A 24,922-nucleotide genomic window follows, 5' to 3' on the forward strand; every position below is an offset into this window, starting at 1 on the left:
ACCCGCGCAGGCTGCGACAACCCCGCGTATCTACCTGACCCAACACGGCGTCGATGACGGCCAGTGCAACCTCGTGCCTCGGCAGCGACTACAGGCGGGATCAGGCGAGATAGCGCTTGAACCAGGCCAGGGTGCGTTCCCATGCCAGGTTGGCGGCGGCTTCGTCGTAGCGCGGCGTGGAGTCGTTGTGAAAGCCATGGTTGACCCCCGGGTAGACGAAGGCCTCGTAGGTCTTGCCACCGGCTTTCAGGGCTTTTTCGTAGGCGGGCCAGCCTTCGTTGATTCCGCTGTCGAGTTCGGCGTAGTGGAGCAACAGCGGTGCCTTGATCCGTGCCACGTCTTCTGTCTTGGGCTGGCGTCCGTAAAACGGCACGGCGGCCGCCAACTCTGGGTAGGCCACCGCTGCGGCATTGGCCACGCCACCGCCATAGCAGAAGCCGGTGATCCCGACCTTGCCGGTGCCGGCCGGGTCCTTCATCAGCCACTCGACGGCGGCGAAAAAATCATTCATCAGCTTTTGCGGGTCGATCTTGGCTTGCAGCTCGCGGCCCTGATCGTCATTGCCCGGGTAACCGCCTACCGAACTCAGGCCGTCCGGGGCCAGGGCGATGTAACCGGCCTTGGCCAGCCGTCGTGCCACATCCTCGATATAAGGGTTGAGGCCACGGTTTTCGTGCACCACCACCACCGTCGGCACCTTGCCGCTGGCCTTGGCCGGGTGCACCCGGTAGGCCCGCACCTGGCCATGGCCCTTGGGCGAGGGGTAGGTGATGTAGTGGGCAACGATGTCCGGGTCGGTAAAGGCCACTTGCTCGGCCAGCGCATAGTTGGGGCTCAAGGCGGCCAGGGTCGCGCTGGCAGTCATGCCCATCAGGGTAAAGGCCGCGGCCCGGTCGAGAAACTGGCGGCGATTGATCCGGCCGTGGGCGTAGTAGTCGTAGAGTTCCAGCAGTTCGGGGCTGAAGTCTTGCGCAGTCAGGCGTTCCATCGGGGCTTCCTCATGAATCGCCCGCCGGCCCCTGGCAGCACTCACGCATCAGGGACGACGGGCACAGCGTCGGGTTGACTGAGTAAAGCAGCCTTTGCGCAGACGGCAACGCGACCGCACCCGCCGCGGCTGGCGCGGTGCTGCCGGCATCACCCATGGCGTTTGGTCCGAGGCCCTACCAGTTGTAACTGATGGCCCTCACCAGGTTGCGCTCGTCGCCGTAACGGCAGGCGTTGGCGCAATACAGGTAGCGCTCGTTGCTGAGGTTTTGCGGGCCCCGTGGTGCAAGGTCGCAGGCCGGTTCCCGGGGGCTTAGCGGCGGCGCAGCAAGTCGATGCGGTCCGCCGGCACCAGGGTGCGCAGGGTGTTGTAGAGGGCGCGGGTTTCCAGCAGGTTCCAGACCCGAAGCATGGTTTCCAGGGCATCCAGGGGCTTGCTGATGAAATCATTGGCACCTAGCGCCAGGGCGCGCAGGCGGGTGTCGCGGGTAGCATCGGCGGTCAGCACCAGGATTGGCAGGTACTCGCCCTGGGGGATGCGCCGGCTGAGCTGTTCGAGCACGGCAAAACCGTCGAACTCCGGCATGTGCAGGTCGAGGATCACCAGGTCCGGCTCGAAGCTGTTGAACAGGTCCAGGGTGCGCAGCGGCTCGGTGCTGCTGAGCACATTGCTCAGGCCTTCGCGGGCCAGCAGTTGCTCCATCAGCTCCAGGTTGGGCCGCTGGTCGTCGATGATCAGGATGCGCAGGTCAGTGGTCACAGGGGCTCCGGCAGGTGTCGGTCGAGGTGGGACAGGAACGCCGGAATATGCAGTGGCTTGGTCAGCACTGCCGTGGCCCCGGCATCGAGCAGCGCCTGCTGGGTGCGCTCGCTGGCATCGGCGGTAATCATCAGCACCGGCGTGGCGCAGGTGATGGGCGAGCGACGCAGGCGTTGCAGCAGGGTCAGGCCGTCCATGTCCGGCAGGGCCACGTCCAGCAGGATCAACTGCGGCGCGTGCTGGTCGGCCAGGTCCAGGCCCATCTGGCCCTGCATGCTCGACAGCAGTTTGAGGCCGGGGCGGCGTTGCAGCAGGGTTTCGATCAGGGCCAGGCTCGACAGGTTGTCCTCGATGCACAGCACCTTGGCGCGGTAGCCGACCACGCTGGCCGGGACTGGAGTCGGCGCGATCGCCCGGGGCGGCGGCGGGTGGTGGGGCAGGCGAGCGAAGGGCAGCTCCAGGGTGAAGCTCGAGCCCACGCCGGGTTGGCTGAGCACGCTGAGGTTGCCGTCCATCATCTCCAGCAGGCTTTTGCTCAGGGCCAGGCCCAGGCCAGTGCCTTCGACGTTGGGGTCGGTTTCCAGGCGCTCGAAGGGCTTGAACAACTGCGGCATGCGTTCGGCGGCGATGCCCTTGCCGCTGTCGACCACGGCCACGGCGATGCGCGGTGGCTCGACCCTGACCTCAATCTGCACCCGGCCGCCGGCGCGGTTGTATTTGATGGCATTGGACAGCAGGTTCAGCAGCACCTGCACCAGGCGTTGACGGTCGGCGACGATGCCGCTGTCGTCGGCCAGCGCTGGCAACTCCTGGACCTGGATCCCGGCCGCTGCGGCCATCGGCGAAACCAGCGCCAGGGCCTCTTGCAGCACCTGGGTCAGGGGCACGGCTTCGATATTCAGGGGCAGGCGCCCGGCCTCGATCTTGGCGATGTCCAGCACTTCGTTGATCAGGGTCAGCAGGTGTTGGCCGGCCCGCAGTATGTGCCCGACCTGGGCTTTCTGCGCGTGGGAGGCGTCCATGTCGAGCAGTTGGGCGAAGCCCAGGATCGAGTTCAGCGGGGTGCGCAGTTCATGGCTCATGCGCGACAGGAATTCGCTTTTGGCGCGGCTCGCGCGCTCGGCTTCTTCACGGGCGGTGCGCAGGGCAATTTCCGCCAGCCGCCGGTCGCTGATGTCGCGGGTGATCTTGGAAAACCCGCGCAAGGCGCCGCTGGCGTCGTACTGCGCGGTAATCACCACACTGGCCCAGAACCGGCTGCCGTCCTTGCGGCAGCGCCAGGCCTCTTCCATGAAATCACCGTCGCGAGTGGCTTCGCGCAGTGCCAGTTCGGGATGCTGCGGGCACTCCTCGGGCAGGTAGAACAGGGAGAAATGCCGGCCGATGATTTCCTGTTCGGTGTAGCCCTTGATCCGTTCGGCCCCGGCGTTCCAACTGGTGACGTAGCCATCGGTATCGAGGGCGAAAATACCGTAATCCTTGACCCCGTCGATGATCAGCCGCAGGCGTTCCTCGTTGTCGCGCAGGGCGCGTTCACGCTCGGCCAGCAGGTGCCCGGCTTCCACCAGGCGGGTGCCCAACTGGCCTATTTCATCCTGCTCCGGCGGTTGCGGCCACAAGGGTTGGCCCAGGGCCAGGCGCTGGGCATTGCGTTGCACCTGCTGCACCCGGGCGACAATGCCCTTGGACAGAAACAGCACCGCGACAATCGCCCCGAACAGCCCACACACCGCCGCCAGCCAGGTCGACAACAGCAGGCGTTCGCGGGTGGCGGCGGCCGCGATGGTGCGCTCGGCCAGCAGCCGATCTTCCAGGGTGCGCATGGTGGCGATGCGTTCGCGCAGCTCGTCGAGGATGTGCTTGTTGCTGATCAGGATGCTGGTGATCAGCTCCGGGGTGGCCCTGCGGTCTTCAAGCATCTCCGCCAGGCCATCGACTTTGCTGTCGATCAGCGGCGCGATGGCGTCCAGCTGTTCACGCACCCGGGGGTCGCGCACGTTGCTGTCCAGGCGTTGCAGCGCGGCGTCGATCAGTGGCCTGGCCTGGCGATAGGCCGGCAGGAAGTCTTCGCGTCGGGTCAGCAGGTAGCCACGCACGCTGGCCGCCGCTTCGGCGAGCAGGGTGTGCACGGCCTGGATATCGCCCTGCACCAGCAGCACCCGGCGCACGTCCTCTTCAGCGCGGGCGGTCTGGCGCTCGGTGGTGTAGATCAGCACCAGGGACAGCAACAGAATCACCAGCGGCAGGGAAATCACCACCAGCGCCTTGCCCCGCAGCGGCAGGTCGGCCCAGTAGCGGGCGCGCCACAGCCTCACGGTTGCGCCACCAGGCCCAGGGCGATGCCGCGCACGGCGGCCTGGGTCCGGTCGGCGGCGCCGAGTTTGCCGATCACCCGTTCGACATGGGCCTTGGCGGTGCCGGTGGTGATGCCGAGCTGCTCGCCGATCTGGCGATTGCTCCTGCCATCGGCCACCAGCCCCAGGACTTGCCGTTCGCGCGGGGTCAGTTGCTCGCTGGCAGCACCGTTGCCGCCGCGCTCGGTCAGGCGCCGCAGCAGGCGCGCACTGACGGCGCTGTTCAGCGCGGCTTCGCCAGCGGCAACCCGTTGCAGGGCGTCGATCACTTCGTCGCGGCTGGCGTCCTTGAGCAGGTAGCCCACGGCCCCGGCGTTCATGGCCGCCTCCAGGTGGTCCGGGCTGTCGTCCATGGTGAAGATCACCACTTTCAACTCCGGCAAGCGTTGTTGCAGGAGCCGCGCCGCGCCCAGGCCGTTGAGCAGCGGCATGCGGATATCGAGGATCACGATGTCCGGCAGCAGGCGCTCGCACAGCGCCACGGCCTCCTGGCCATCGCGGGCCTGGCCGACCACCTCGAACTGGGGATGACCGGCCAGCAGAGCGACAAAGCCGGTGCGGGTCACTTCGTGGTCGTCGGCCAGGACCAGGCGCAGCACGGGGTTGCTGGCAGTACTCATGCCAGGGCTCCTTGCGCGGTACAGGGCACGCAGGCCAGCAGTCGGGTGCCGGCAGTGGGGCGGCTGGTGCAGGTCAGGCGCCCGCCCAGCAGGCTGGCCCGCTCCTGCATCGCCGCCAGCCCCAGGTGCTGGGTGTCGGCATGGTCCAGGGCCTGCTCCCGGGCAAAGCCCAGGCCGTTGTCCTCGACCCGCAGCCAGGCCTGGCCGGCGTGCAGCTCCAGGGCCAGTTGCACCCGGCTGGCCTGGGCGTGCTTGAGGATGTTGTTGATGGCTTCCTGGGCGATGCGAAACAGGCCGATCTCGGTCTGGCTCGGCAGGCGCGCCGCGCAACGCTCGTGCCACAGCACCTGGATCCCGGCGTCGCGCAGGCGATCGGCCTCTTTGTCGACCGCCTTGAGCAGGCCGAAATCATCCAGCACCGTCGGCCGCAGCCCGCCGATCAATTGGCGGCCTTCGCCCACGCAATGCTGGGCCAGGGCCAGGATGTCCCGCAGGTCGCCGTCCAGTGCCCCGGGCAGGGGTGGGCAGCGACCGGCAAAACCTTGCAGGCGCTGATGCAGGCCGGCGAGGGTTTGTGCCAGGCCGTCATGCAGGTCGTAGGCCACGCGTTTGCGTTCGTCTTCCTGGGCGCGGAACAGGCGGTCCACCAGCTCGGACAAGGTGCGATCGCGGGCCACCAGGGTATCGAGCAACTGCTGGTTCTCCAGGTGTGCGGCGAGCAGGGTGGCCAGCAGTTGCAGGGATTCGAGGTCTTCGTTGTCCGGCGCGCTGATGCTGACGCTGTTGGCCAGGACCAGGGCGCCAAAGCTGGTGCCATCGCCGCCACGCAAGGGCACCCGCAGCTCGCTGGGCAACGGCGCCCCGGGGTTTTCCTGCCAGTGCGGCGCACGCAAAGTGCGGTCGGCGCTGCGGGCCAGGCTCTGCAGGCGTTCGCTGTTGCCCAGGCTGGCGCGGCTGTGGACCTCACCGGCGGCGTCCCATTCCAGCAGCACGGCGTGGTCCATCGCCAGGAACCCACAGGCCCGGGTCAGCACCCGCAGACGCTTGGCGTGGGGGCTGAGCTGAGTCAGTTCCTGGCCGGTGTCCACCAGCAGGCGCAGGCGTGCGGCGCGGCTTTGCGCCTGGCGATACTGGGTGCGAATCGCCAGGGCACTGGCGGGATCATGGGGCGGGGTGGGCAAGGGGCGGCTCCGGCGCTCAGGCACGCTCGTTCGGGCAGGGGCGCTATTAAACCGTGTTAACGGGGGCGGCGACCATCTGCCAAATGGCATAGGCAAATGCCTCCGGTTGGCCGATGGCGGCGCGTGCGCCGGACCACAGACTGTGGCCATTGCCCCCCCACTGGAGAATCGCCATGAAATTGAAAACCTCGGCCCTGATCATGTTGCTGGCCCTGGGCGCGCCCCTGGCCCATGCCCTGGAGAGCGTGCCCTACGTCTACAGCAGCGTGGCGCAACAGCCGAGCAGCCAGCAGGATCGTGAAATCGCCGGCCTGTTCGACCGCTGGAACGGCGCCTTGCAGACCGGCGACGCCCAGGCGGTGGTCGACCTCTATGCCTCGGATGCGGTGTTGCAGCCCACAGTGTCGAACCAGGTGCGCACCACCCCGGCGCAGATCAAGGACTACTTCGAGCACTTCCTGGCACTCAAGCCTGTGGGCCAGATCAACTACCGGGAAATCCGCCAGCTGGGCAGCAATGTGGCCATGGACAGCGGCGTCTACACCTTCACCCTGACCGGCACCGACGGTCGCAGTCGCCAGGTCCAGGCGCGCTACACCTTTGTCTACGAGCAGGAAGGCGGGCAGTGGAAAATCCTCAACCACCATTCCTCGGCCATGCCGGAACCGCAGGTGCTGCACGCCGGCAAGTAAATGCAGGACGTTGACGACCCTGCGCCACGGGATGGGCGCAGGGTGCGGGAGAGGCGGATGGCGCCGGGGCCGGCGTCATCCGTTGCTGCGGGCTAGAACTTGCCGTTGACGCCGATGCGGAATGTGTCGCTACGCTCGTCGCTGCCCAGGGCGGTCTTGTAGGAGAAGCCCATCTGCCAGGCCCGACCCAGGTTGAAGTCCAGACCCAGGTCGAGGTTGGCAAAATCGCTGTCCAGCGGGTCGGGCTTGAAGCGGTAGAGAATGCCGTCGTCACCCTGGTCGGTGTAGCGCATCTTGTAATCGCTGCTGCCGCTGAAGTTGTGACCCCAGGCCAGCCCGACCTTGGGCGTCATCACCCCGATTCGGGTCGGCACGTCATACCCTGTGCGCAGGCCGATAAACGAGGTGAAGTTCTGTTGCCGCTGCTCGTCATAGGACAGCCCGTAGATGCCGCCGCCGCTCTCACGGAAGGCGTCCATGCGTGTGGTGCTGGCGTTCAAGCGCCCGTAAGGGGTGAGCGACAGCGGGCCCTGGCGGTACTCGTAACTGGTGGTCAGCGAGGCGAACAACTGGTCGGCATCACGGGAACCCTTGGCGTAGTCATCGTTGCTGCCGGTGATGTAGCGCCTCGAATCGAAGCTGATGCGGTTGTAGCCCAGCAGGCCGTCGACGAATACCTGGGGCGCCACGTTCAGGCTCAGGTAAGTGGCGATACCGATGGCGTCGGCGTCACTGCGGGTCTTGTTGTCCCCGATGTCACTGCGGTCGTTGCCGTAGCCGATACCGACACCGGCAATCGCGGTCGGTGACAGGCGATAGTCGATGCCGGCACTCAGGCCCAGGGTGGTGAAGCTGTTGTCCCGCGCCCCACGAGTGTGGGTCGAACCGTTGTTGATGAAGCCGTCGCTCCAGTAGGCGATGACGTCTTGCTTGCAGCCGTCTTCGACTTCGGCTGCGGTCTTTCTCTTCTCTTCGTCGGTGGTGTTGGCCGAGCCGCCCAGCTGTTTCTGCACGGCGCTGGATATTTCCTGCATGGGCACCTCGTGCCCGTCTTTTCTCACGCTGGCATTGAACGAGTTGCGGTTGCAGGACACTTGATGCAACTGCTCCAGACGGCGGTTGAAGTTGTCCATCTGGGTGCTGGCAAAGCGTTCTGCGGCCCGGGTCTGGGCGTTGAGCAGGCCGATCACCTCGGCATCCCTGCTCGGGTCCGGGCGCGCCTCGATGATAAAGCTCACGGAACTGGCAGCACTGGAGCCGCTGCCGTTCTGCAGGCTGAAGGTCACGACCGCGGTGCCGACAAAGGCCGCCGACGGCACGAAGCGCATCGAGAACGGGCCCATCATCATCGCCCGACCGGCGGAGGCGGGGGTCACGGTGCCCAGCGTCGCCAGAGTAAAGGGGCCGCCGGTGGCGCCCTGGGTCAGGTCGACGGTGGCGGTCTGCCCCGAGGCCAGGATCTGGCTCGACGCCGGCACGGTGATGGGCACGGCGGCGATGGTCAAGGTGTAGGCCTTGGAGGTGTTGGCAGCGTTGGCGTCGGTAGCGGTGATGGTCAGGTTGTAGCTGCCGCTGGCCGTCGGTGTGCCGCTGAGCACGCCGCTGCTGGTGTTCAGGGTCATGCCGGCCGGCAGGCTGCCGGTGACGCTGTACGTATAAGGCGCGGTGCCGCCGGAGGTGCTGAAGGTGGCGCTATAGGGACTGCCTGTGGTGCCGGCGCCCAGGGAGGCCGGGGTCAGCACCAGGGTGGGCGCGCTGATGGCCACGGAGTAGGCACGTGCTCCGGTCGCGCCGTTGGCATCGGTGGCGGTCACGGTGAAGTTGTAGCTTCCGGCGGCGGTGGGAGTGCCGCTGATGATGCCGGTCGTGGTGTTCAGGGACAGGCCAGTGGGCAGGCTGCCAGCGGTGAGGGCGTAGGTGTAGGGGGCAGTACCCCCAGTGGCACTCAGGCTGCTGCTGAAGGCAGTGTTTATCGTCATCGCGCCCAGGGTGCTCGGGGACACATTGATGGTCGGCGCTGTGACGGTGATCAAGACGTTAGCTGCGCTGGAGGTACCGCTGCCATTGGTGGCGGTGTAGGTGAAGCTGTCCGCGCCGGAGTAACCGGCCGTGGGGGTGTAGGTGATCGAGGTGCCGCTGGCGGTGGCGGAACCATGGCTGGGGGCGCTGGCCACGGCCACGCTGCTGGCGGCGCCGCCGCTGATACTCAGGGTGATCGGGTTGGCGCTGCTGTTGGCGGCGACTGTGGCACTGACGGTACTGGTAACCGGCGGTCCGCTGCCGACCGTCCCGGAATAGGAGCGAGAGCCCGTCGCACTGTTGGCGTCGGTGGCGGTCACGGTGAAGTTGTAAGCCCCGTTGGCAGTGGGAGTGCCGCTAATGACGCCGGTCGAAGTGTTCAGGGTCAGCCCGGTGGGCAGGCTGCCGCCGGTGATGGCGAAGGTGTAGGGGGCGGTGCCGCTGCTGGCGCTGAGGGTGATGCTGTAGGCGCTGTTCGCCGTCATCGCGTTCAGGATGGACGGGCCGACGGCGAGGGTTGGAGCACTGACAGTGACAGTCACGGTAGCCGGGCTTGAGGTGCCACCGCTGTTGGTGGCGGTATAGGTGAAGCTGTCCGCACCGGAGTAACCGGCGGTCGGGGTGTAAGTGATGCTGGTGCCGCTGGCAGTGGCGGTACCATGGCTGGCCGCGCTGGCCACGGCGACGCTGGTGGCGGCGCCGCCACTGAGGTTGAGGGTGATCGGGTTGTTGCTGCTGCTGGCGGCGACGATGGCGCTGACGGCGCCTGCCACGGGCGGCGCAAGGCCGTTGATCAGCAAGCTGTAGGCGCGGGAACCGGTGACGCTGTTGGCGTCGGTGGCGGTGAGGGTCAGGTTGAAGGTGCCACTGGCGCTCGGTGTGCCACTGAGCACGCCGGTGCCGGTGTTCAGGCTGAGACCGGCCGGCAGGCTGCCGGCACTGATGGCATAGGTGTAGGGCGCGGTACCGCCGGAGGCGCTGACGGTCTGGCTATAGGCCGTGCCCTGAGTGCCGTTGGGCAGAGTGGTCGGCGTTATCGTCAGGGTGGGCGGGCTCACGGTGATGGTCACCGTGGCCGCTGTAGAGGTGCCGCCGGCGTTGGTGGCGGTGTAGGTGAAGCTGTCCGTGCCGGAGTAGCCGGCGGTCGGGGTGTAAGTGATGCTGGTGCCGCTGGTAGTGGCGGTGCCATGGCTGGCCGCGCTGGCCACGGCGACGCTGGTGGCGGTGCCGCCGCTGAGGTTCAGGGTGATCGGGTTGGCGCTGCTGTTGGCGGCGACGATGGCGCTGACGGCGCCTGCCACGGGCGGCGCCAGACCGTTGATCAGCAAGCTGTAGGCGCGGGAACCGGTGGCGCTGTTGGCGTCCGTGGCGGTAACGGTCAGGTTGAAGGTGCCACTGGCGCTCGGTGTGCCACTGAGCACGCCGGTGCCGGTGTTCAGGCTGAGACCGGCCGGCAGGCTGCCGGCGCTGATGGCATAGGTGTAGGGCGCAGTACCGCCGGAGGCGCTGACGGTCTGGCTATAGGCCGAGCCCTGAGTGCCGTTGGGCAGAGTGGTCGGCGTTATCGTCAGGGTGGGCGGGCTCACGGTGATGGTCACCGTGGCCGCTGTAGAGGTGCCGCTGGCGTTGGTGGCGGTGTAGGTAAAGCTGTCGGAACCAGAGAATCCGGCGGTCGGGGTGTAGGTGATGCTGGTGCCGCTGGCGGTGGCGCTGCCATGGCTGGCCGCGCTGGCCACGGCGACGCTGGTGGCGGCGCCGCCGCTGAGGGCCAGGGTGATCGGGTTGGCGCTGCTGTTGGCGGCGACCGTGGCACTGACCGGGCCGACGGTGGGGGCCGGCACGTAGGTATAGCCATTGGTCAGGGTCGCGCTGCCGCTTGCGGTGGTGACCGTCACACTCACTGCGCCTGCGGCGTGGGCCGGGGTGGTGGCGGTGATGGTGGTGGCGTTGTTGACGGTGAAACCAGTGGCCGCTGCTCCGCCAAAGGTCACCGCCGTGGCGCCGGTAAAGTTGGTGCCGGTAAGGGTGACGGAGGTGGCGCCGGCGGTGCTGCCGCTGCTTGGGGCGACCGAGGTCAGGGTCGGGGTCGCGGAACTGGTGACCACCAGGGTATAGGTGGCGACCCCGGCCTGGTTCAGGCCGTCATTGAGGGAAATAGCGAAGGTGTAGGTGCCGGCTGCGGTCGGTGAGCCGGACAGAGTCGTGGTGGCGCTGTGGGGCGAAGGGCTGAGGGTCAACCCCGGCGGCAGGCAGGTCTGCGTACCGTCATAGCTTGGGTCGTCGATGTCGCATTCGTACCAACCGTCCAGAGGCAGCGCGCCCCCTGTGGCGGTGATGGTGACACTCATGAACTGGTTCACCGCCACCGGGGTCAGGGTGGTGCCCGAGGCTGGAGAGGTGATGACCGGGCGTGCTGCCATCGCCTGGCCGGCCAGGGTCATCGCACAAAACAGCAGGAACAGCGAGACCAGTCTTTTTGCCAGCCAGCTACCGGAGGGGGTGAACGGTGTGCTCATGGGGGGCTTCCTGCCATACGGCAACTATTGTGGGCGTGCCTTGCTCCGTTGCAGGGCTGCGCACCATGGAACCAAAGGGGCGACGCCAGTAGCGCCTGCGTTTGAATGTCATGTCGCGGGTGATGGGCGAAGCAGCGTCAGGGGTCCGCTGGCAGGTCATCCGGGCGCTCGCAGCCCATGGCGTCCTTGAGCAGCGGGTAGTGCGTGCTGGCAGGTCGCTGCATCGGGGTATACAGACCTGCTTCGCCGCAGGCCTGGAAGCCCAGGCGCTCATACAGGCCACGAGCGCGGCTGCCCTGCTCGACGCTCAGGTTGCAGGCCAGGCCCTGGCTGTCGGCCAGTTGCATGACCGCGTGCAGCAAGCGGCTGCCGATTCCCCGGTCTTGCCACTGCGCCAGCAGGGCGATGTCGACGATGCGCAAGGCGCTAGCGCCCTGATCCACGCACAGGCGACCTATTGCGGTCCCTGCGTAGTCGACGATAAGAAAGTCGGCCTCGGGGTAATGCGTGTGGTAATGGCTGCGCTGCAACTGTTCCTGGGACAGCAGGAACGCCCGGCGCTGTGCATCGCTCCAGCCCGGTATGGCACTGACTTCGGCCCAGCGTCGCGACAAGTACACGTCGCCGAGCAGGGCCAGGTCATTCCCGGTCTGCACTCGCAGGCCGGGGGCGCCACCCGCAGGCAGCATGGATAAAAGACCGCTTGAGGCGTGCGTCATCAGGGCTTTATCGGGTACTCGCCATCGAGGCAGATGCAGTAGGCCAAGGTCTGGAACGGTTGCAAGGTGTTGCGTGGCGTGCCGCCCGCTGCGGCGGATGTGCCCACCGGGGGCAGGGTGTAGGGGTCCAGCGACGGGCTGCTGGCAGTCGGTGCAATGGCGTTGTACAGGCGCACGTTACGCGGCTGCGCCAGGTAGGCCGAACCGCTGGGCTCATCCTGCGCCGTGGCGTTGTCCGAGCCGTCTCTGGCCTGCACGGCATGGGAGTGTCCGGCGAAGTTGGCCGGCAGTATCGTCACCTGGTCGGCGCCGGTCGCATTGCCCACTGTCCTGTTCGTCAGGCCGACGCCGTTCCCGGCGCCCATGGCCACACGGCCATTGAGGTTGGGCAGGTTGAAGTCCCTCGCCGGGTTGCCGCCATAGAGGTTGCCGATGATGGAAAAGAGTGCGGGGTACTGTTGCGTCAGGAGCAACGAGCCGTCGCAGTAGGCCCAGTTCTGCGGTGCGAAGTTGTAGGGGAACAGCCTGATCTCGCCGGTGAATGCATCCATGATCGCTCAGTCCATAGTGAAGGGATTGGGAAAGACTAAGGCCGTGTCGGGAAGATGCCCGACAGGCAAATGATGTAGTTGATGGCCAGCGATCCCATCATGTTGCTATGGGGCTTTACGGTTCCTTGGGCAGGTACCAGGGCCTGGGAGAGAAACATCGGGCTCAGATTGACCGAGTTGGTGGCCTGAGTGCTGTACAGCCCCTTGATCACGCCGACGCCGAGGAACTCACCAAAGGTCTGGCTCTTGGGCGCGCCGGGCGGGTTGGGGCTGGCCGAGGTCGCTGGGTGCTGGCTGACCATGAATGCATGGTTATGCGCAGGGGTGTTGGCGGTCGTCATGGTCACGGTTTCGCTGCCCATGGTCAGCCCCAGCGTCCTGGCCGTGAGTCCGGTGCCGCGCCCTTGCCCCACAGGGACCCGCCCGCGATAGTCCGGCAGGCCGAAGGTGGTGACACCGTTGCCACCGTAGGTAGTGCCCAGCACGACGAACAAGGCCTCGAAATTTTGCACTGGCAGCACGCTTCCATCACAGATGGCCCAATCTCGCGGCGCAAAATTACCGGCGAACATGCGGATCTCGCCCAGGAATGCTTCAGACATATCAGTTTCCTTGCTTGAGGGTCTGTAGGGGATGGCTACGGGCGCGGCGGATAGATACCGGACGTGGCAATGCAGAAAAAGCCGACGATGGAAGGCTGCATGTTTTCCAGGGGCAAGCCCTGAGTGAACCCCACCGTGGCGCTGTTCAGGGCCACGAGGGCGGAGGGCGGGGTCGTGGTGTTGGCGGTCACGTAGGTGGGCTTGAACACGGCGCCAGCGGAGTTCGAACTGACCGCCGGAATGCCGCCTGCCGGGCCCATGGTGCCCGGAGCGTCCGAGGCATAGGCGGTATGGCTATGAACTGGCAGCGCGCTGCTGCCCAGTGCCACGGTCTCGGTGCCGCCGATGCTGGCCAGGGCGTGTACGCCGATGATCGGATCGACGGTCGAGGCCACCAGATTCACCCCCATGGCTACTCGTCCGCGCAGGTCGGGCAGGCCGAAGGTGGTGCGGCCATCGCCGCCATAGCGGTTGCCCAGCAGGGAGGCCAGGGCGACATAGGTTTGGAAGTTTAGAATCTGGCCCTCGCAAGCCAGCCAGCCATTCGGTGCCCAGCCCCACGGGAACAGGCGAATCTCACCAAGAAAGGGATCCATGCTCTTTTCCTCCATGAAAAAAGACGACACTTTAAATTCGTCTTCCTGATTATTTTTAGTGTTGTGTTTTGCACAATAAACAAAAGTTAATTTACTAGGCAAATTTTATTTTTGAATTTTTTAGAGTTAATGCTGTCGTGTCCATGTGACAGCCATTGGCAACGTATTTGGTAAGGTTTCTCAGTGGCGCTTACAAGTAGGCTGGGCACAGGATAGTTGTGCCTTTGGGGCTATTTGAAGGGGGGGTCGGCGTTTGTTATCAGTTTGAAGTCCGACACTTACAGTAGGAGATTGCTGCGCCGTGTATCTCAAGTTGAAACAGACACTGCGTACAAGTTGCTGACGACTTATTGGCGCCAATAAAAAGCTTGGAGAAACTCTGCGGTCTCCAGCAAGGCAGCGTGGGCTGGCCCTTTACGTGATCGAAGAGACGGGTAGACCGCGCTCGCCGAACGCGGGTCGGGAGCTGTTTTAAGTGGGTTTAAATGGAAGAATTATTCCAGGAGTAACAGACCAAGGTGTAGGTTGCATAATCGTCGTGCAATACTAAGTTCTTATTATTTAAGCTTTTTTAAATGTTCAGGTAGTTGTTTTGGTGTGATGTGTCATGCGGCTATGGTGATTATATCCGAGTGCTGCTCTAGGTTATTTCTGCACTAATGTTGCGTGTTCTAACTGGGTAAAAATGCTTCTGGTCTTGTCTGTTACATACCCTGCGGCGTGTTTGAAGAAGGTGCTGTACTGTTGCAGTACAGCACCCCGCAATGCTCTAGCTTAGAGCCCAGCGCTTTCCTGCGCCGCAGTCTTCGGCTTGCCGTAGTGCCATTCATAGACCACGAACTTGAAGTCCTTGAGGTCGCCTTTCTCGTCGAAGCTCAGGTCACCGGTCGGGGTCTTGAAGGTGCCCTTGTGGATCGCCTCGGCGACTTTCTCCGGGTCTTCGCTCTTGGCCGCGGCGATGCCCCCGGCAATCACTTCAACTGCCGAGTAGGAAGGCAGCACGAACGGACCGCTGGGGTTTTCCTTCTTGGCTTCGAAGGCTTCCACCAGGGCCTTGTTGGCCGGGTCCTGGTCGAAGGACTTGGGCAGGGTCACCAGCATGCCTTCGGAGGCGTCCTTGGCGATCTGCGAGATCGAGTCGTTGCCCACGCCTTCAGGGCCCATGAAGCGCGCGGTCAGGCCCTTCTCCTTGGCCTGACGCAGCAGCAGGCCCATTTCCGGGTGGTAGCCGCCGAAGTACACGAAGTCGACATTGGCTTGCTTGAGCTTGGCCAGGATCGACGAATAGTCACGCTCGCCGACGTTGATGCCTTCGAACATCGCGACCTTGATCCCTTCCTTGCCGAGGATCTCCTTGACCGAGCTGGCAATGCCTTCGCCGTACTGCTGCTTGTCGTGCAGCACCGCGACATTGGTCGGTTTGAGCTGGGCGATGTAGCGTGCCGCCGCCGGGCCCTGGGCGTTGTCCAGGCCGATGGTGCGGAACACCATCTTGTAGCCCCGGGAGGTCAGCTCAGGGCTGGTGGCGGCCGGGGTGATCATCACGATGCCTTCGTCTTCGTAGATGTCCGAAGCCGGTTGGGTGGAGCTGGAGCACAGGTGGCCGACCACGAACTTGACGCCGTCGTTGACCACTTTGTTGGCCACGGCCACCGCTTGTTTCGGGTCGCAGGCGTCGTCGTACTCGACCGCCACCAGTTGCTTGCCGTTGACGCCGCCCTTGGCGTTGATCTGCTCGATGGCCATGCGTGCGCCGCTGAATTGCATGTCACCGTATTGCGCCACCGGGCCGGTCTTGGCCCCGGCGATGCCGATCCGAATGCTGTCGGCGGCCATCGAATGGCAGGCCAGGCCAGCGAGGATCATGGCGCTGAGCAGTTGGGTGGCTTTCTTATTGATGCGACTCATTGGGGGTTCCACTCCTGTGGGTTAACGATTCAAAAGGTGTTGCAGGTCATTCAACGATCCCAGGGCGCGGCGCGCACCGGGTCGGGGGTGTAGCGCTCGATTGCGGCGGCCAGTATGCCCGGGTCAAGCCCGTCATGCTCCACCAGGGTTTTTAAACCGGCAATGACAATGCTGTGCTGATCCACCTCAAAGAATGCCCTGAGGTTGTGCCGATTATCGCTGCGGCCAAAGCCGTCGGTGCCCAGGGTGGTGTAGGGCGCCTTCAGGTATTGGGCAATCAATTGCGGCCAGGCCCGGATGTAGTCGCTGGCGGCAATGATCGGCCGGGTGCCGCCCAGCCACCTGTCGAGGTGGCTGTGACGGGTGGCCTCGGTCAGTCGATTGTCGCGCTCGACCTCTCGGGCCTCGCGGGCCAATTCGCTGAAGCTGGTGGCGCTGAATACCTCACTGTGGATGCCCCAGTCCCGCGCCAGAAGGGCGCTGGCGGCGATCACTTCACGCAGGATCGCGCCACTGCCCACCAGCCGCAGGCGCACCTGGGACGGCTGTTCACAGCTGGACGAATAGCGATAGAGGCCGCGCAACACATCAGCGTGCAATTCAGCATCGAGGGACGGTTGCGGGTAGTTTTCGTTCATCACCGCCACGTAATGAAACTCGTCGCACTGCTGCTCCAGCAGGCGCCGCGCGGCGTGGTCGAGGATCACCGCCAACTCCCCGGCAAAGCACGGGTCCCAGGCCCGGCAGTTGGGCACCATCGAGGCCATCACCAGGCTCGAACCGTCCTGGTGTTGCAGGCCTTCGCCGCCCAGGGTGGTGCGGCCTGCGGTGGCCCCCAGCAGGATGCCGCGGGAGCGTTGGTCGGCGGCGGCCCAGATCAGGTCGCCGACCCGCTGGAAGCCGAACATCGAGTAGTAGATGTACACCGGCAGCATCGGCTCGCCGTGCACCGAATACGAGGTGGCCGCCGCGACCCAGGACGACAGGGCGCCGGCCTCGGTGATGCCTTCTTCGAGCAGTTGGCCGTCCCGGGATTCACGGTAGGAAAGGATCGATCCGCAGTCTTCGGGCTCGTACAGCTGGCCGTGGGGCGAGTAGATCCCGATCTGCCGAAACAGGCTGGCCATGCCGAAGGTGCGCGCCTCATCGGCCACGATCGGCACCACGCGCGGCCCCAACTGCGGGGCCTTGAGCCAGGCGGTGAGCATGCGCACCGCGGCCATGGTGGTGGACATTTCCTTGCCGTCGGCCTGCAAGGCAAACCCGCCTGCCGTGGCCAGGGCCGGCACCGGGATCTGCGGCGCCTGGCTCTTGCGTGCCGGCAACGGCCCGCCCAGGGCCTGGCGCCGGGCGTGCAGGTAGCGCATTTCCGGGCTGTCGGCAGGTGGGCGATAGAAGCGCAACTGCTCGACATCGGTGTCCGACAGCGGCAGGTGGAAGCGATCACGGAACGCCAGCAGGGCGGCGACATCGAGTTTTTTCGCCTGGTGCGCGGTCATCCGCGACTCGCCGGCGGCGCCGATGCCGAAGCCTTTTTTGGTCTTGGCCAGGATCACCGTCGGCCGGCCCTTGCAGGCCTTGGCGGCGGCGAAGGCGGCGTAGAGTTTGCGCAAGTCATGGCCGCCGCGCTTGAGGCCGTTGATCTCCTCGGCGCTCATGTGCGCCACCAGGCTCCGCACCTGCGGGTCCTTCTCGAAGAAGTGTTCCAGGTTGTAGGCGCCGTCATGGGCACCGAGGGTCTGGAACTCGCCATCCGGGGTGGCCGCCAGGCGCTTGAGCAGCAGGTTGTCGCTGTCGCGGGCGAACAGTGCATCCCACTCCGAACCCCAGAGCACCTTGATCACGTTCCAGCCGGCGCCGGCAAACAGCGCTTCCAGCTCCTGGATGATCTGGCCGTTGCCGCGCACCGGTCCGTCGAGGCGCTGCAGGTTGCAGTTGACGATAAAGGTCAGGTTGTCCAGCTGCTCGCGGGCCGCCAGGGACAGGCCGGCGATGGATTCCGGCTCGTCCATCTCGCCGTCGCCGAACACGCCCCACACATGGCGGCCCTCGGTCTGGGCGATGCCCCGGTGCTGCAAGTAGCGCATGAAGCGCGCCTGATACACCGCGCTGATGGGGCCGATGCCCATGGAGCCGGTGGGGAACTGCCAGAAGTCCGGCATCAGCCAGGGGTGAGGGTAGGAACACAGGCCCTGGCCGTTGATTTCCTGACGGTAGTTGGCCAGTTGTTCCTCGCTCAGGCGCCCTTCGAGAAAGGCCCGGGCATAGACTCCCGGCGCTGAGTGCGGCTGGAAAAACACCAGGTCGGCGTTACGCTGCCCGGCCTCGCCGTCGCCACGGAAAAAGTGCTGGAAGCCAACCTCGAAAATCTCCGCCGCCGAGGCGTAACTGGCGATATGTCCGCCCAGTTCGCCATAGGCGTGGTTGGCCCGCACCACCATGGCCAGGGCGTTCCAGCGCAGCAGGCCGGTGATGCGCTCTTCCAGCGCCAGGTCGCCGGGGTAGCTGCCCTGTTGCGCCAGGGACAGGGTGTTGCGGTAGGCGGAAAAGGCCTGGGCCTCACGGTTGATGCCGTGTTCGCCGGCGAATTCCTCCAGGCGCTTGAGCAGGTAGCGCGCCCGCTCCGGGCCGCAGGCTTCCAGGGTTGAAGCCAGGGCATCGAGCCATTCCCGGGTTTCCTGCGGGTCCAGGTCTTCGGCGCTGTGCTCGCCAGGGGGCATGGTAATAGGCGTGGCCATGGCAACCTCCCTCACGCGCAGGCATCCAGGGCCTGGGTCACGTCGGCCAGCAGGTCGGCGATGTCCTCCAGACCCACCGACAGGCGCACCAGCCCCTCGGAGATCCCGTGGTGCGCGCGCTCTTCAGGGGTGTAGGTGGAGTGGGTCATGCTCGCCGGGTGCTGGGCCAGGGATTCGGCATCCCCCAGGCTCACGGCGCGGCTGAACAGCTCCAGGGCATTCATGAAGCGCTTGCCGGTGGCCAGCCCTCCCTTGAGTTCAAAGGCGATCATGCCCCCTGGCAGTTTCATCTGGCGCTGGGCCAATTCGTATTGCGGGAACGATGGCAGGCCGGGGTAGGTGACCCACTCGACCGCCGGGTGATTCTGCAGATACTGCGCGACCTGCAGCGCGTTGCTGCAATGGCGCTCCATGCGCAGGGACAGGGTCTTGAGGCCGCGCATCAGGAGGAAGGCGTCCTGGGGCGAAAGCACCGCGCCGGTCAGGTCCTTCAGCCCTTGCAGGCGAATGCGGTCGGCCAGGGCCTGGCGGGTGACCACCATGCCGGCGGTGATGTCGCCATGGCCGCTGAGGTACTTGGTGGCGGAGTGCACCACCACGTCCGCACCCATCTCCAGGGGGCGTTGCAGGTAAGGGGTGCAGTAGGTGTTGTCCACCACCAGGGTCAGGTTGCGGTGGCGCGCAGTGATTTCGGCCACGGCCTGGATGTCCACCAACTGCATGTTGGGGTTGGCCGGGGTCTCGAAATACACCATGCGCGTGTCCGGGCCGATGGCGTCCCGCAGTTCGGCGAGGTTGGACATGTCGACATGCCGCACCTTGACCCCGAACTCGCCGATGCCGTGGTGCAGCAGGGCGAAGGTGCAGCCGTACAGGGTGCGATTGACGATGATCTCGTCACCCGGTCGCAGCAACGTCCAGAAGGTCGCGGCAATCGCGCCCATGCCGGAGCTGAAGGCCACGCCGGCTTCGCCGTTTTCCAGGGCGGCCATGCGGGTTTCCAGCAGGGCCAGGGTCGGGTTGGAAATGCGCGTGTAGAAGTGCCCGCTTTCTTCGCCGGCAAAGCAGCCGGCGCCGTATTCGGCGGTGGCAAAGGCAAAGGTCGAGGTCAGGTAGATCGGCGGGATCAGCGCGCCGTTGTTGTCCAGCGGGTTGTAGCCGTGATGGATCGCACGGGTGGAAAAGCCCAGTTCATTGTTTTTATTGTGCATGGTGAATGCTCCCGGTTTTGTTGTAATGCTATGCTCAATTTCGCTGCGATAAATTCCAAATTTGCCCGCTAATTCACGGCGAAATGGAACAAAACCAAATAAAAACAAGATAAAGAGGCAAGACATGCCTATTGGCCTGGACCGTACCGACAAAGCCCTGCTCAGCGCCCTGCAAGGCAACGCCCGACTCACCGTCGCCGAATTGGCAGACAGTGTTTCCCTCACTACCTCGCCGTGCTGGCGGCGGGTGAAAATCCTCGAAGAAAACGCAGTCATCGTCGGCTACCAGGCGATCCTCTCACCCAAGGCCCTGGGCTTTGGAGTCACGGCGTTTGTCAGCGTGATGATGGAGTCCCACTCCCAGGACACCGCCCGCGCCTTTGAACAGCGGCTGCTGGAAATCCCGGAAATCGTCGCCTGCCACAACGTCTCCGGGCGCTATGACTTCCTGCTGGAAGTGGTGGCCAAGGACCTGGAATCCTTCGGCGAATTCGCCCGCGAAGTCCTGCAAACCCTGCCGGCGGTGAAAGAGATCTACTCGAGTTTTTCCTTCAAATCGGTGAAGCCGTCACGGGTGATTCCGGTGCTGGGGTGAGCGTTGCGGGTGTTGCCGGGCTTGCGACGGCCGCGCTAACGCGGTAGTCGTGGCGGGGCAATTACCTGCAACTACCCCTTAAGGATGAGCACCATGACCGATGATTTGAAGCAATCGGGCTCCACCACCACGACCCAGACCACCACCTCCCTGGAACAGGTCAAGACCGGGCGGGTCCTGGACTTCAGCTGGGCGCCGAACAGCAACACGACCACCACCACGGTTTCCGCGGATTTTGTCGATTATCGGGTCGATACCGCCCAGGGCAGCCCTACCGGCGACAGCCATTCGATTGCGCGCTTTACCTACGTGCAGGGCAAGGGCGGCGGGCAGATCAGCCAGTTGTTCCTTGAGGAGCTGCGGGCCGGGGTGCGGGCCAATACCCAGCTCGGCCTGCTGGTGGGACGCAAGTGGGTTCTGGACCCGGACGCCGAGACCTCGGGCAGCGTTGGCACCTATGTGATCGAGCAGTTCGATGACATGCGCGCCAGCGTCAACTACGTCGCGCGCTTTGCCCGGGTATTCGCCGACCCGCGCATGGTCACCTACCATGCTGGCGGCCATGTCCACCCCAACGTGTCGATCAGCGCCAGCCAGTCCCTGGGCATGGCCGACTCCGGCAAATCGTTCCTGGTGATCAGCGACAGCGATGTCACCCTGACCCTTGGCGCAGACGTGACCGAAGGCTTCAAGTCCACCTTCATCCAGGCCGGTGCCGGCAAGATCAACATCGCGGTATCGCCCAGCCATACCCTGTACAGCAACGCTGGGACCCGGACCCACACCCTCAACCCGCTGGATGAACTGGAGGTCAGTACCTTCCCGTTCGGGCCGGTATACCTGGCGTTCCGCGTGCGGCCGACGGCCTGATGAGTGCGCGTGCCGCCCAGGGGCCGGGCGGCACGCCAACACCGCGCTAGCCCACGCTCGATAGCAGCGCGGTTTGATGCCGCGCTGACTACGTGAGCTACGCGGCTACCCGTTGGCGATGGCAAAAGCACTGGCGGCACCCAGGCAAATCATGAGCATTGCGTGGCTGGGGTGATGGTGCAAAAGGGCTCGAGGCGCGGCATCGCTTATAACCAGAAAATATTTTCTATGCGATAGAACTATTGGAATGTTTATAAGGGAATGCTTTTAATCCCCGCCTCAACCTTTTGTGTTCGCTGGATTTTTTAGCGGCCATCCTGTTCCGGGATTTTTTATGAGTGCGCCTGTCGCCGTGGCACCCGAGCCGCTGATTCGTGTGCGTGAACTAAGCAAGACCTTCGGCGCCAACCGGGCACTGGACCGGGTCAGCCTGGATATTTTCCCCGGTGAAGTGGTGGCCTTGCTGGGCGCCAACGGCGCCGGCAAATCGACCCTGGTCAAGATTCTCGCCGGCAGCCAGGCCGCAGATGCCGGCGAACTGTGGCTCGACGGCCAGCCCCGGCGCTTCAGCTCGCCCTTGTCGGCGCGGCGGCTGGGCATTGTCGCCGTGCACCAGCAGGTCAACGATGGCATTGCCCCGGGCTTGAGCGTGGCGGAAAACCTACTGCTGGATGAACTGTGCCAGCCGGGTGCGGACTTCTGGCTCAACCGCCGGCGCCTGCTGGAACGTGCCGCCAGCATCGCCGCCGGCCTGGGTCTGGAATTGCCCCTGGAGCACCCGATCGAACACCTGGGCCAGGCCGAGCGGCAGCTGGTGGTGCTGGCCCGGGCCCTGGCCTTGCAGCCACGGCTGCTGATTCTGGATGAGCCCACTGCCGCCTTGTCCGATGTCGAGGCCCAACGCCTGTTCGGCTTGATCGATACCTTGCGCGGGCGGGGGGTGGCGATCCTGTACATCTCCCATCGCCTGTCCGATCTGCAACGCCTGGCCGACCGCGCGCTGGTGCTGTGCGACGGGCAACTGGCCGGCGAGTTCGGCGCCGGGCAGTTGTCCGCGGCAGTAGAGGCCATGCTCGGCCAGGCCCTGGACACCCATGTCTACCAGCCGCGTGCGGCCGGAAGGGAAGTCCTGGCCCTGCGTGCGGCGCAAGTCTGGCCCCATAGCCAGGCCTTTGACCTGCGCCTGCATGAGGGCGAAGTGGTGGTGCTGTGCGGGCTGCTGGGGGCCGGTAAAACCGAGATCGCCGAGTTGCTGTTCGGCCTGCGCGAAGCGGCGGTCGGCACGTTGCAGCTGGATGCTGTCGACTGGCAGCCGGGCTCGCCGCGCCAGGCGATTGCCAGCGGGGTGTATTACGCCGCCGAAGATCGCGCCAGCCAGTCGCTGATCGCCGACTTTTCCCTGCGCCGGACCCTGACCCTGCCGTTTCTGGAGCGCTTCACCCGGGCCGGTTTCATCCGCAACCGCGCCGAGGCGGCGGCGGTCCAGGCCCAGGTTGCGGCCCTGGGGATCAAGACCGCCGGTATCGACCTGCCGATGAGCGCGTTGTCCGGTGGCAACCAGCAAAAAGTGGTGCTCGGGCGCTGGTTGCTGGGGCAGGGCCGGGTGCTGATTCTCGATGAGCCGTTCCAGGGCGTCGATGTACGAGCCCGGCGCGAGATTGGCCAGTTGCTGCGCGACAGCGCCGATGGCCGCGCGACCCTGGTGATCTGTGCCGACGTCGACGAAGCCCTGGAAATTGCCGACCGCATTCTGCTGGTCCGCGACCACGCCGTGGTCGCCCAATACCCCCGTGCCAATCTGGCCCGCGCGACCCTGGTCGCCGCGCTGGCCGGTGCCGGCGCGCCATCGACGATTGCGCCGATTGCCGCCACATCAAGGAGTAGAGCCAGTGCCTGATTCACGTTCGCGGGTGCTCAGCGCCCCCCCTGTCACCGAGCGTCTGCTGCAGGCCGCGATCCGTTATGGGTTGTTGTGGCTGCTGGCGCTGATCCTGGTGTTTTTCAGCGTTGCGGAGCCGGCGTTCCTGCGGGTCGGCAACCTGTTCAGCATCTTGCAGTCGGTGTCGATCGTCGCACTGCTGGCCCTGGGCGTGACCCTGACCATGGCCGTCGGCGGCCTCGATCTGTCGATCGGCGCGGTGGCGGCCATGAGCCTGATGATCGCCAGTTACGTGATGGTGGTGCTGGGCTGGGGCGCGCTGCCGGCGGTGTTGATCAGCCTGGCGGGCGGGGCGCTGGTGGGCCTGTTCAATGGCTGGCTGATCGTCAAGCTGCGGGTGCCGGACATTCTCGCGACCCTGGGCAGCATGTTTCTGGTGATCGGTGTGCAGTTGATCCCCACGGGCGGGCGTTCGATTGCGGTGGGCATGACCCTGCCCAATGGCGACGAGGCCGAGGGCAGCTTCAGTGCGCTGTTCCTGGCCCTGGGCCGTGGGCGGCTATGGGACACGGTGCCGGTGCCGGTGCTGATCACCGCCCTGGTGGCGCTGGTGGTCTGGCTGTTCCTGGAGCGCACGCGCATCGGTCGCCTGTTCTACGCCATTGGTGGCAACGAGCAGGCCGCGCGCCTGGCCGGTGCGCCGGTGCAGCGCTTCAAGTTGCTGGCGTATGTGCTCTCGGCGTTGCTCGCTTCCCTGGGGGGCTTGCTGTTGGCGGCGCGCCTGGGGCGGGGGGATGTCAGCTCCGGCAACGGCCTGGTGCTGGATGCGCTGGGCGCGGCGCTGATCGGCTTTGCCGTGCTCGGTGCGCGCAAGCCCAACGCTTTCGGGACCCTGGTCGGGGCCTTGCTGGTGGCGACGCTGCTCAACGGCCTGACCATGCTCAACGCGCCGTATTACGCCCAGGACTTCGTCAAGGGTCTGGTGCTGGTACTGGCCCTGATGTTCACCTTCGGCCTCGCGCATCGGGCGCGCTGAGCCGGTTTTGTTGGTTGCCTAGGAAATCTCATGCACGGATCAATCAAGTTGTTCGTTCGCCACTGCCTGGCCGGGGCGGTGCTCTCGGCCCTGGCCTTCAACGCCCAGGCCAAGCCGCTGCCCGGCGCCCCGGCGCCGTTCGACAAGGGCCAGGTGCAGATCGCCCTGGTGGGTTACCTGTTCTCCGGCGATTTCACTGAAGCCTATCTGCGCGGGGTGGAGAAACAGACCGAGGCCCTGGGGGCGACCCTGCGGGTATTCGATGCTCGGCAACAGGCTGCCAGCCAGCGGGAAATGATCGATCAGGCGATTGATCTGGGGGTGGACGGCATCATTGTCCAGCTGGGCCTGGCGGAAACCCTCAAGGGCCCGATCGACCGCGCGATTGCCAAGGGCATCAAGGTCGTGGCCTTCGATGTCGACCTTGGCAGCCCCGAGGTGACCCAGGTCGAACAGGACCACCACGCCCTGGCGCAGTTGGCCCTGGACCAGGCGCTGAAGGATAACGGCCCGCGCTTCGATGCCGGTTATGTCTACATCAGCGGCTTTACCCCGATGGAGCGCCGCGACGAGATCTGGCGCCAGGTCAAGGCCGCGAACCCGGGGATTGTCGAGAAGGCCCGCTTCGGCACCCTAAACCCGCCGATCGCCAACTCGGTGGCCGACCAGGCCAGTGCCGTGCTGCGGGCCAACCCCAGCATCAGCGTGATCTTCGCCCCGTTCGACGAGTTCGCCAAAGGCGCGAAAATTGCGGTGGATGAAGCCGGTCGCGGGCAGCAGGTGAAAATCTACAGCGCCGACATTTCCACCGCCGATATCCAGATCATGAAAGAGCCCGGCAGTGCCTGGGCCGCCACCGCCGCGGTCAACCCGCAGGTGGCCGGAGCCATCAGTGTGCGCAGCCTGGCCATGTTGATCGCCGGCGACAACCCGGGGCACAAGGTGCTGGTGCCGCCGACCCTGATCACCCGTCAGCAACTGCTGGACCTGGACGTGAAAAACGTCCGCGACCTGGCGCAGAAGCTGCCGGCCTTTGGCGACAGTGCCCAGGTGGCGCGCGCGCCGTGGATCCCCGTGGCCGACTGAGG

19 protein-coding genes are annotated in these 24,922 nt (G+C 65.3%); 6 read left to right on the forward strand and 13 right to left on the reverse strand.

From position 1 onward, the window contains the following. Positions 1-100: 100 nt before the first annotated feature. The 5 genes from yghX to ACOZJV_RS01155 all read right to left on the reverse strand — a co-directional run bounded on the left by yghX (position 101) and on the right by ACOZJV_RS01155 (position 5,902). Positions 101-988 (reverse strand): YghX family hydrolase, encoded by an 888-nt coding sequence (gene yghX / locus ACOZJV_RS01135; RefSeq protein ID WP_201131261.1) that lies wholly within the window; start codon positions 986-988, stop codon positions 101-103. A 312-nt stretch (positions 989-1,300) separates the two neighbouring features. After that, positions 1,301-1,747: a response regulator gene (locus ACOZJV_RS01140; RefSeq protein ID WP_020298949.1), complete on the reverse strand. Its 447-nt coding sequence runs from the start codon at positions 1,745-1,747 to the stop codon at positions 1,301-1,303. After that, positions 1,744-4,062 (reverse strand): ATP-binding protein, encoded by a 2,319-nt coding sequence (locus ACOZJV_RS01145; protein ID WP_421546569.1) that lies wholly within the window; start codon positions 4,060-4,062, stop codon positions 1,744-1,746. Before ACOZJV_RS01145 ends, ACOZJV_RS01140 begins: the two co-directional genes overlap by 4 nt. After that, positions 4,059-4,721 carry a response regulator gene (locus tag ACOZJV_RS01150; protein WP_078468999.1) on the reverse strand — a complete coding sequence of 221 codons (663 nt, stop codon included), beginning with the start codon at positions 4,719-4,721 and terminating at the stop codon, positions 4,059-4,061. The genes ACOZJV_RS01145 and ACOZJV_RS01150 overlap by 4 nt, the downstream gene beginning before the upstream one ends. Continuing rightward, on the reverse strand, positions 4,718-5,902 hold the full coding sequence (locus ACOZJV_RS01155; RefSeq protein ID WP_421546570.1) for a sensor histidine kinase: 1,185 nt from the start codon (positions 5,900-5,902) through the stop codon (positions 4,718-4,720). The genes ACOZJV_RS01150 and ACOZJV_RS01155 overlap by 4 nt, the downstream gene beginning before the upstream one ends. A gap of 173 nt (positions 5,903-6,075) precedes the next feature. On the opposite strand from ACOZJV_RS01155, the gene ACOZJV_RS01160 reads away from it, so the two are divergent. After that, on the forward strand, positions 6,076-6,594 hold the full coding sequence (locus ACOZJV_RS01160) for an SgcJ/EcaC family oxidoreductase (RefSeq protein WP_421546571.1): 519 nt from the start codon (positions 6,076-6,078) through the stop codon (positions 6,592-6,594). Positions 6,595-6,686: 92 nt separating this feature from the next. On the opposite strand, the gene ACOZJV_RS01165 is transcribed toward ACOZJV_RS01160, so the two are convergent. From ACOZJV_RS01165 to ACOZJV_RS01200, 8 genes are all read right to left on the reverse strand, one after another. Further along, a complete protein-coding gene (locus ACOZJV_RS01165; protein ID WP_421546572.1) occupies positions 6,687-11,129 on the reverse strand; it encodes a putative Ig domain-containing protein in 4,443 nt (1,480 codons plus the stop codon). Between the two features lie 137 nt (positions 11,130-11,266). Then, positions 11,267-11,848: a GNAT family N-acetyltransferase gene (locus ACOZJV_RS01170; protein ID WP_078469003.1), complete on the reverse strand. Its 582-nt coding sequence runs from the start codon at positions 11,846-11,848 to the stop codon at positions 11,267-11,269. Continuing rightward, entirely contained in the window at positions 11,848-12,399 is a 552-nt protein-coding gene (locus tag ACOZJV_RS01175) for a phage tail protein (RefSeq protein WP_078469004.1), read from the reverse strand. The genes ACOZJV_RS01170 and ACOZJV_RS01175 overlap by 1 nt, the downstream gene beginning before the upstream one ends. 35 nt (positions 12,400-12,434) lie before the next feature. Further along, positions 12,435-13,001 carry a phage tail protein gene (locus ACOZJV_RS01180; RefSeq protein ID WP_078469005.1) on the reverse strand — a complete coding sequence of 189 codons (567 nt, stop codon included), beginning with the start codon at positions 12,999-13,001 and terminating at the stop codon, positions 12,435-12,437. A gap of 35 nt (positions 13,002-13,036) precedes the next feature. Then, positions 13,037-13,597 carry a phage tail protein gene (locus tag ACOZJV_RS01185; RefSeq protein WP_421546573.1) on the reverse strand — a complete coding sequence of 187 codons (561 nt, stop codon included), beginning with the start codon at positions 13,595-13,597 and terminating at the stop codon, positions 13,037-13,039. Between the two features lie 774 nt (positions 13,598-14,371). Then, positions 14,372-15,505, reverse strand: coding sequence for a branched-chain amino acid ABC transporter substrate-binding protein (locus ACOZJV_RS01190; protein WP_078469007.1), 1,134 nt, complete (start codon positions 15,503-15,505; stop codon positions 14,372-14,374). A 50-nt stretch (positions 15,506-15,555) separates the two neighbouring features. After that, complete coding sequence (gene mdeB / locus ACOZJV_RS01195; RefSeq protein WP_421546574.1) at positions 15,556-18,243, reverse strand: alpha-ketoglutarate dehydrogenase; 2,688 nt, start codon at positions 18,241-18,243, stop codon at positions 15,556-15,558. Between the two features lie 11 nt (positions 18,244-18,254). Next, positions 18,255-19,454, reverse strand: a complete 1,200-nt coding sequence (locus tag ACOZJV_RS01200; protein WP_421546575.1) for a methionine gamma-lyase — start codon at positions 19,452-19,454, stop codon at positions 18,255-18,257. A 124-nt stretch (positions 19,455-19,578) separates the two neighbouring features. On the opposite strand from ACOZJV_RS01200, the gene ACOZJV_RS01205 reads away from it, so the two are divergent. From ACOZJV_RS01205 to ACOZJV_RS01225, 5 genes are all read left to right on the forward strand, one after another. Further along, a complete protein-coding gene (locus tag ACOZJV_RS01205; RefSeq protein ID WP_421546576.1) occupies positions 19,579-20,049 on the forward strand; it encodes an Lrp/AsnC family transcriptional regulator in 471 nt (156 codons plus the stop codon). Positions 20,050-20,142: 93 nt separating this feature from the next. After that, a complete protein-coding gene (locus ACOZJV_RS01210) occupies positions 20,143-20,919 on the forward strand; it encodes a hypothetical protein (protein ID WP_201131248.1) in 777 nt (258 codons plus the stop codon). A gap of 334 nt (positions 20,920-21,253) precedes the next feature. Next, positions 21,254-22,816, forward strand: a complete 1,563-nt coding sequence (locus tag ACOZJV_RS01215) for a sugar ABC transporter ATP-binding protein (protein ID WP_421546577.1) — start codon at positions 21,254-21,256, stop codon at positions 22,814-22,816. Continuing rightward, the gene (locus ACOZJV_RS01220; RefSeq protein ID WP_201208203.1) at positions 22,809-23,834 is read left to right on the forward strand and encodes an ABC transporter permease subunit; all 1,026 of its coding nucleotides are present in this window, start codon (positions 22,809-22,811) and stop codon (positions 23,832-23,834) included. Before ACOZJV_RS01215 ends, ACOZJV_RS01220 begins: the two co-directional genes overlap by 8 nt. 30 nt (positions 23,835-23,864) lie before the next feature. Then, on the forward strand, positions 23,865-24,920 hold the full coding sequence (locus ACOZJV_RS01225; protein WP_421546578.1) for a substrate-binding domain-containing protein: 1,056 nt from the start codon (positions 23,865-23,867) through the stop codon (positions 24,918-24,920). Positions 24,921-24,922 lie beyond the last annotated feature (2 nt).

Source organism: Pseudomonas sp. QD4 (genome assembly GCF_049199125.1).
GTDB lineage: Bacteria > Pseudomonadota > Gammaproteobacteria > Pseudomonadales > Pseudomonadaceae > Aquipseudomonas.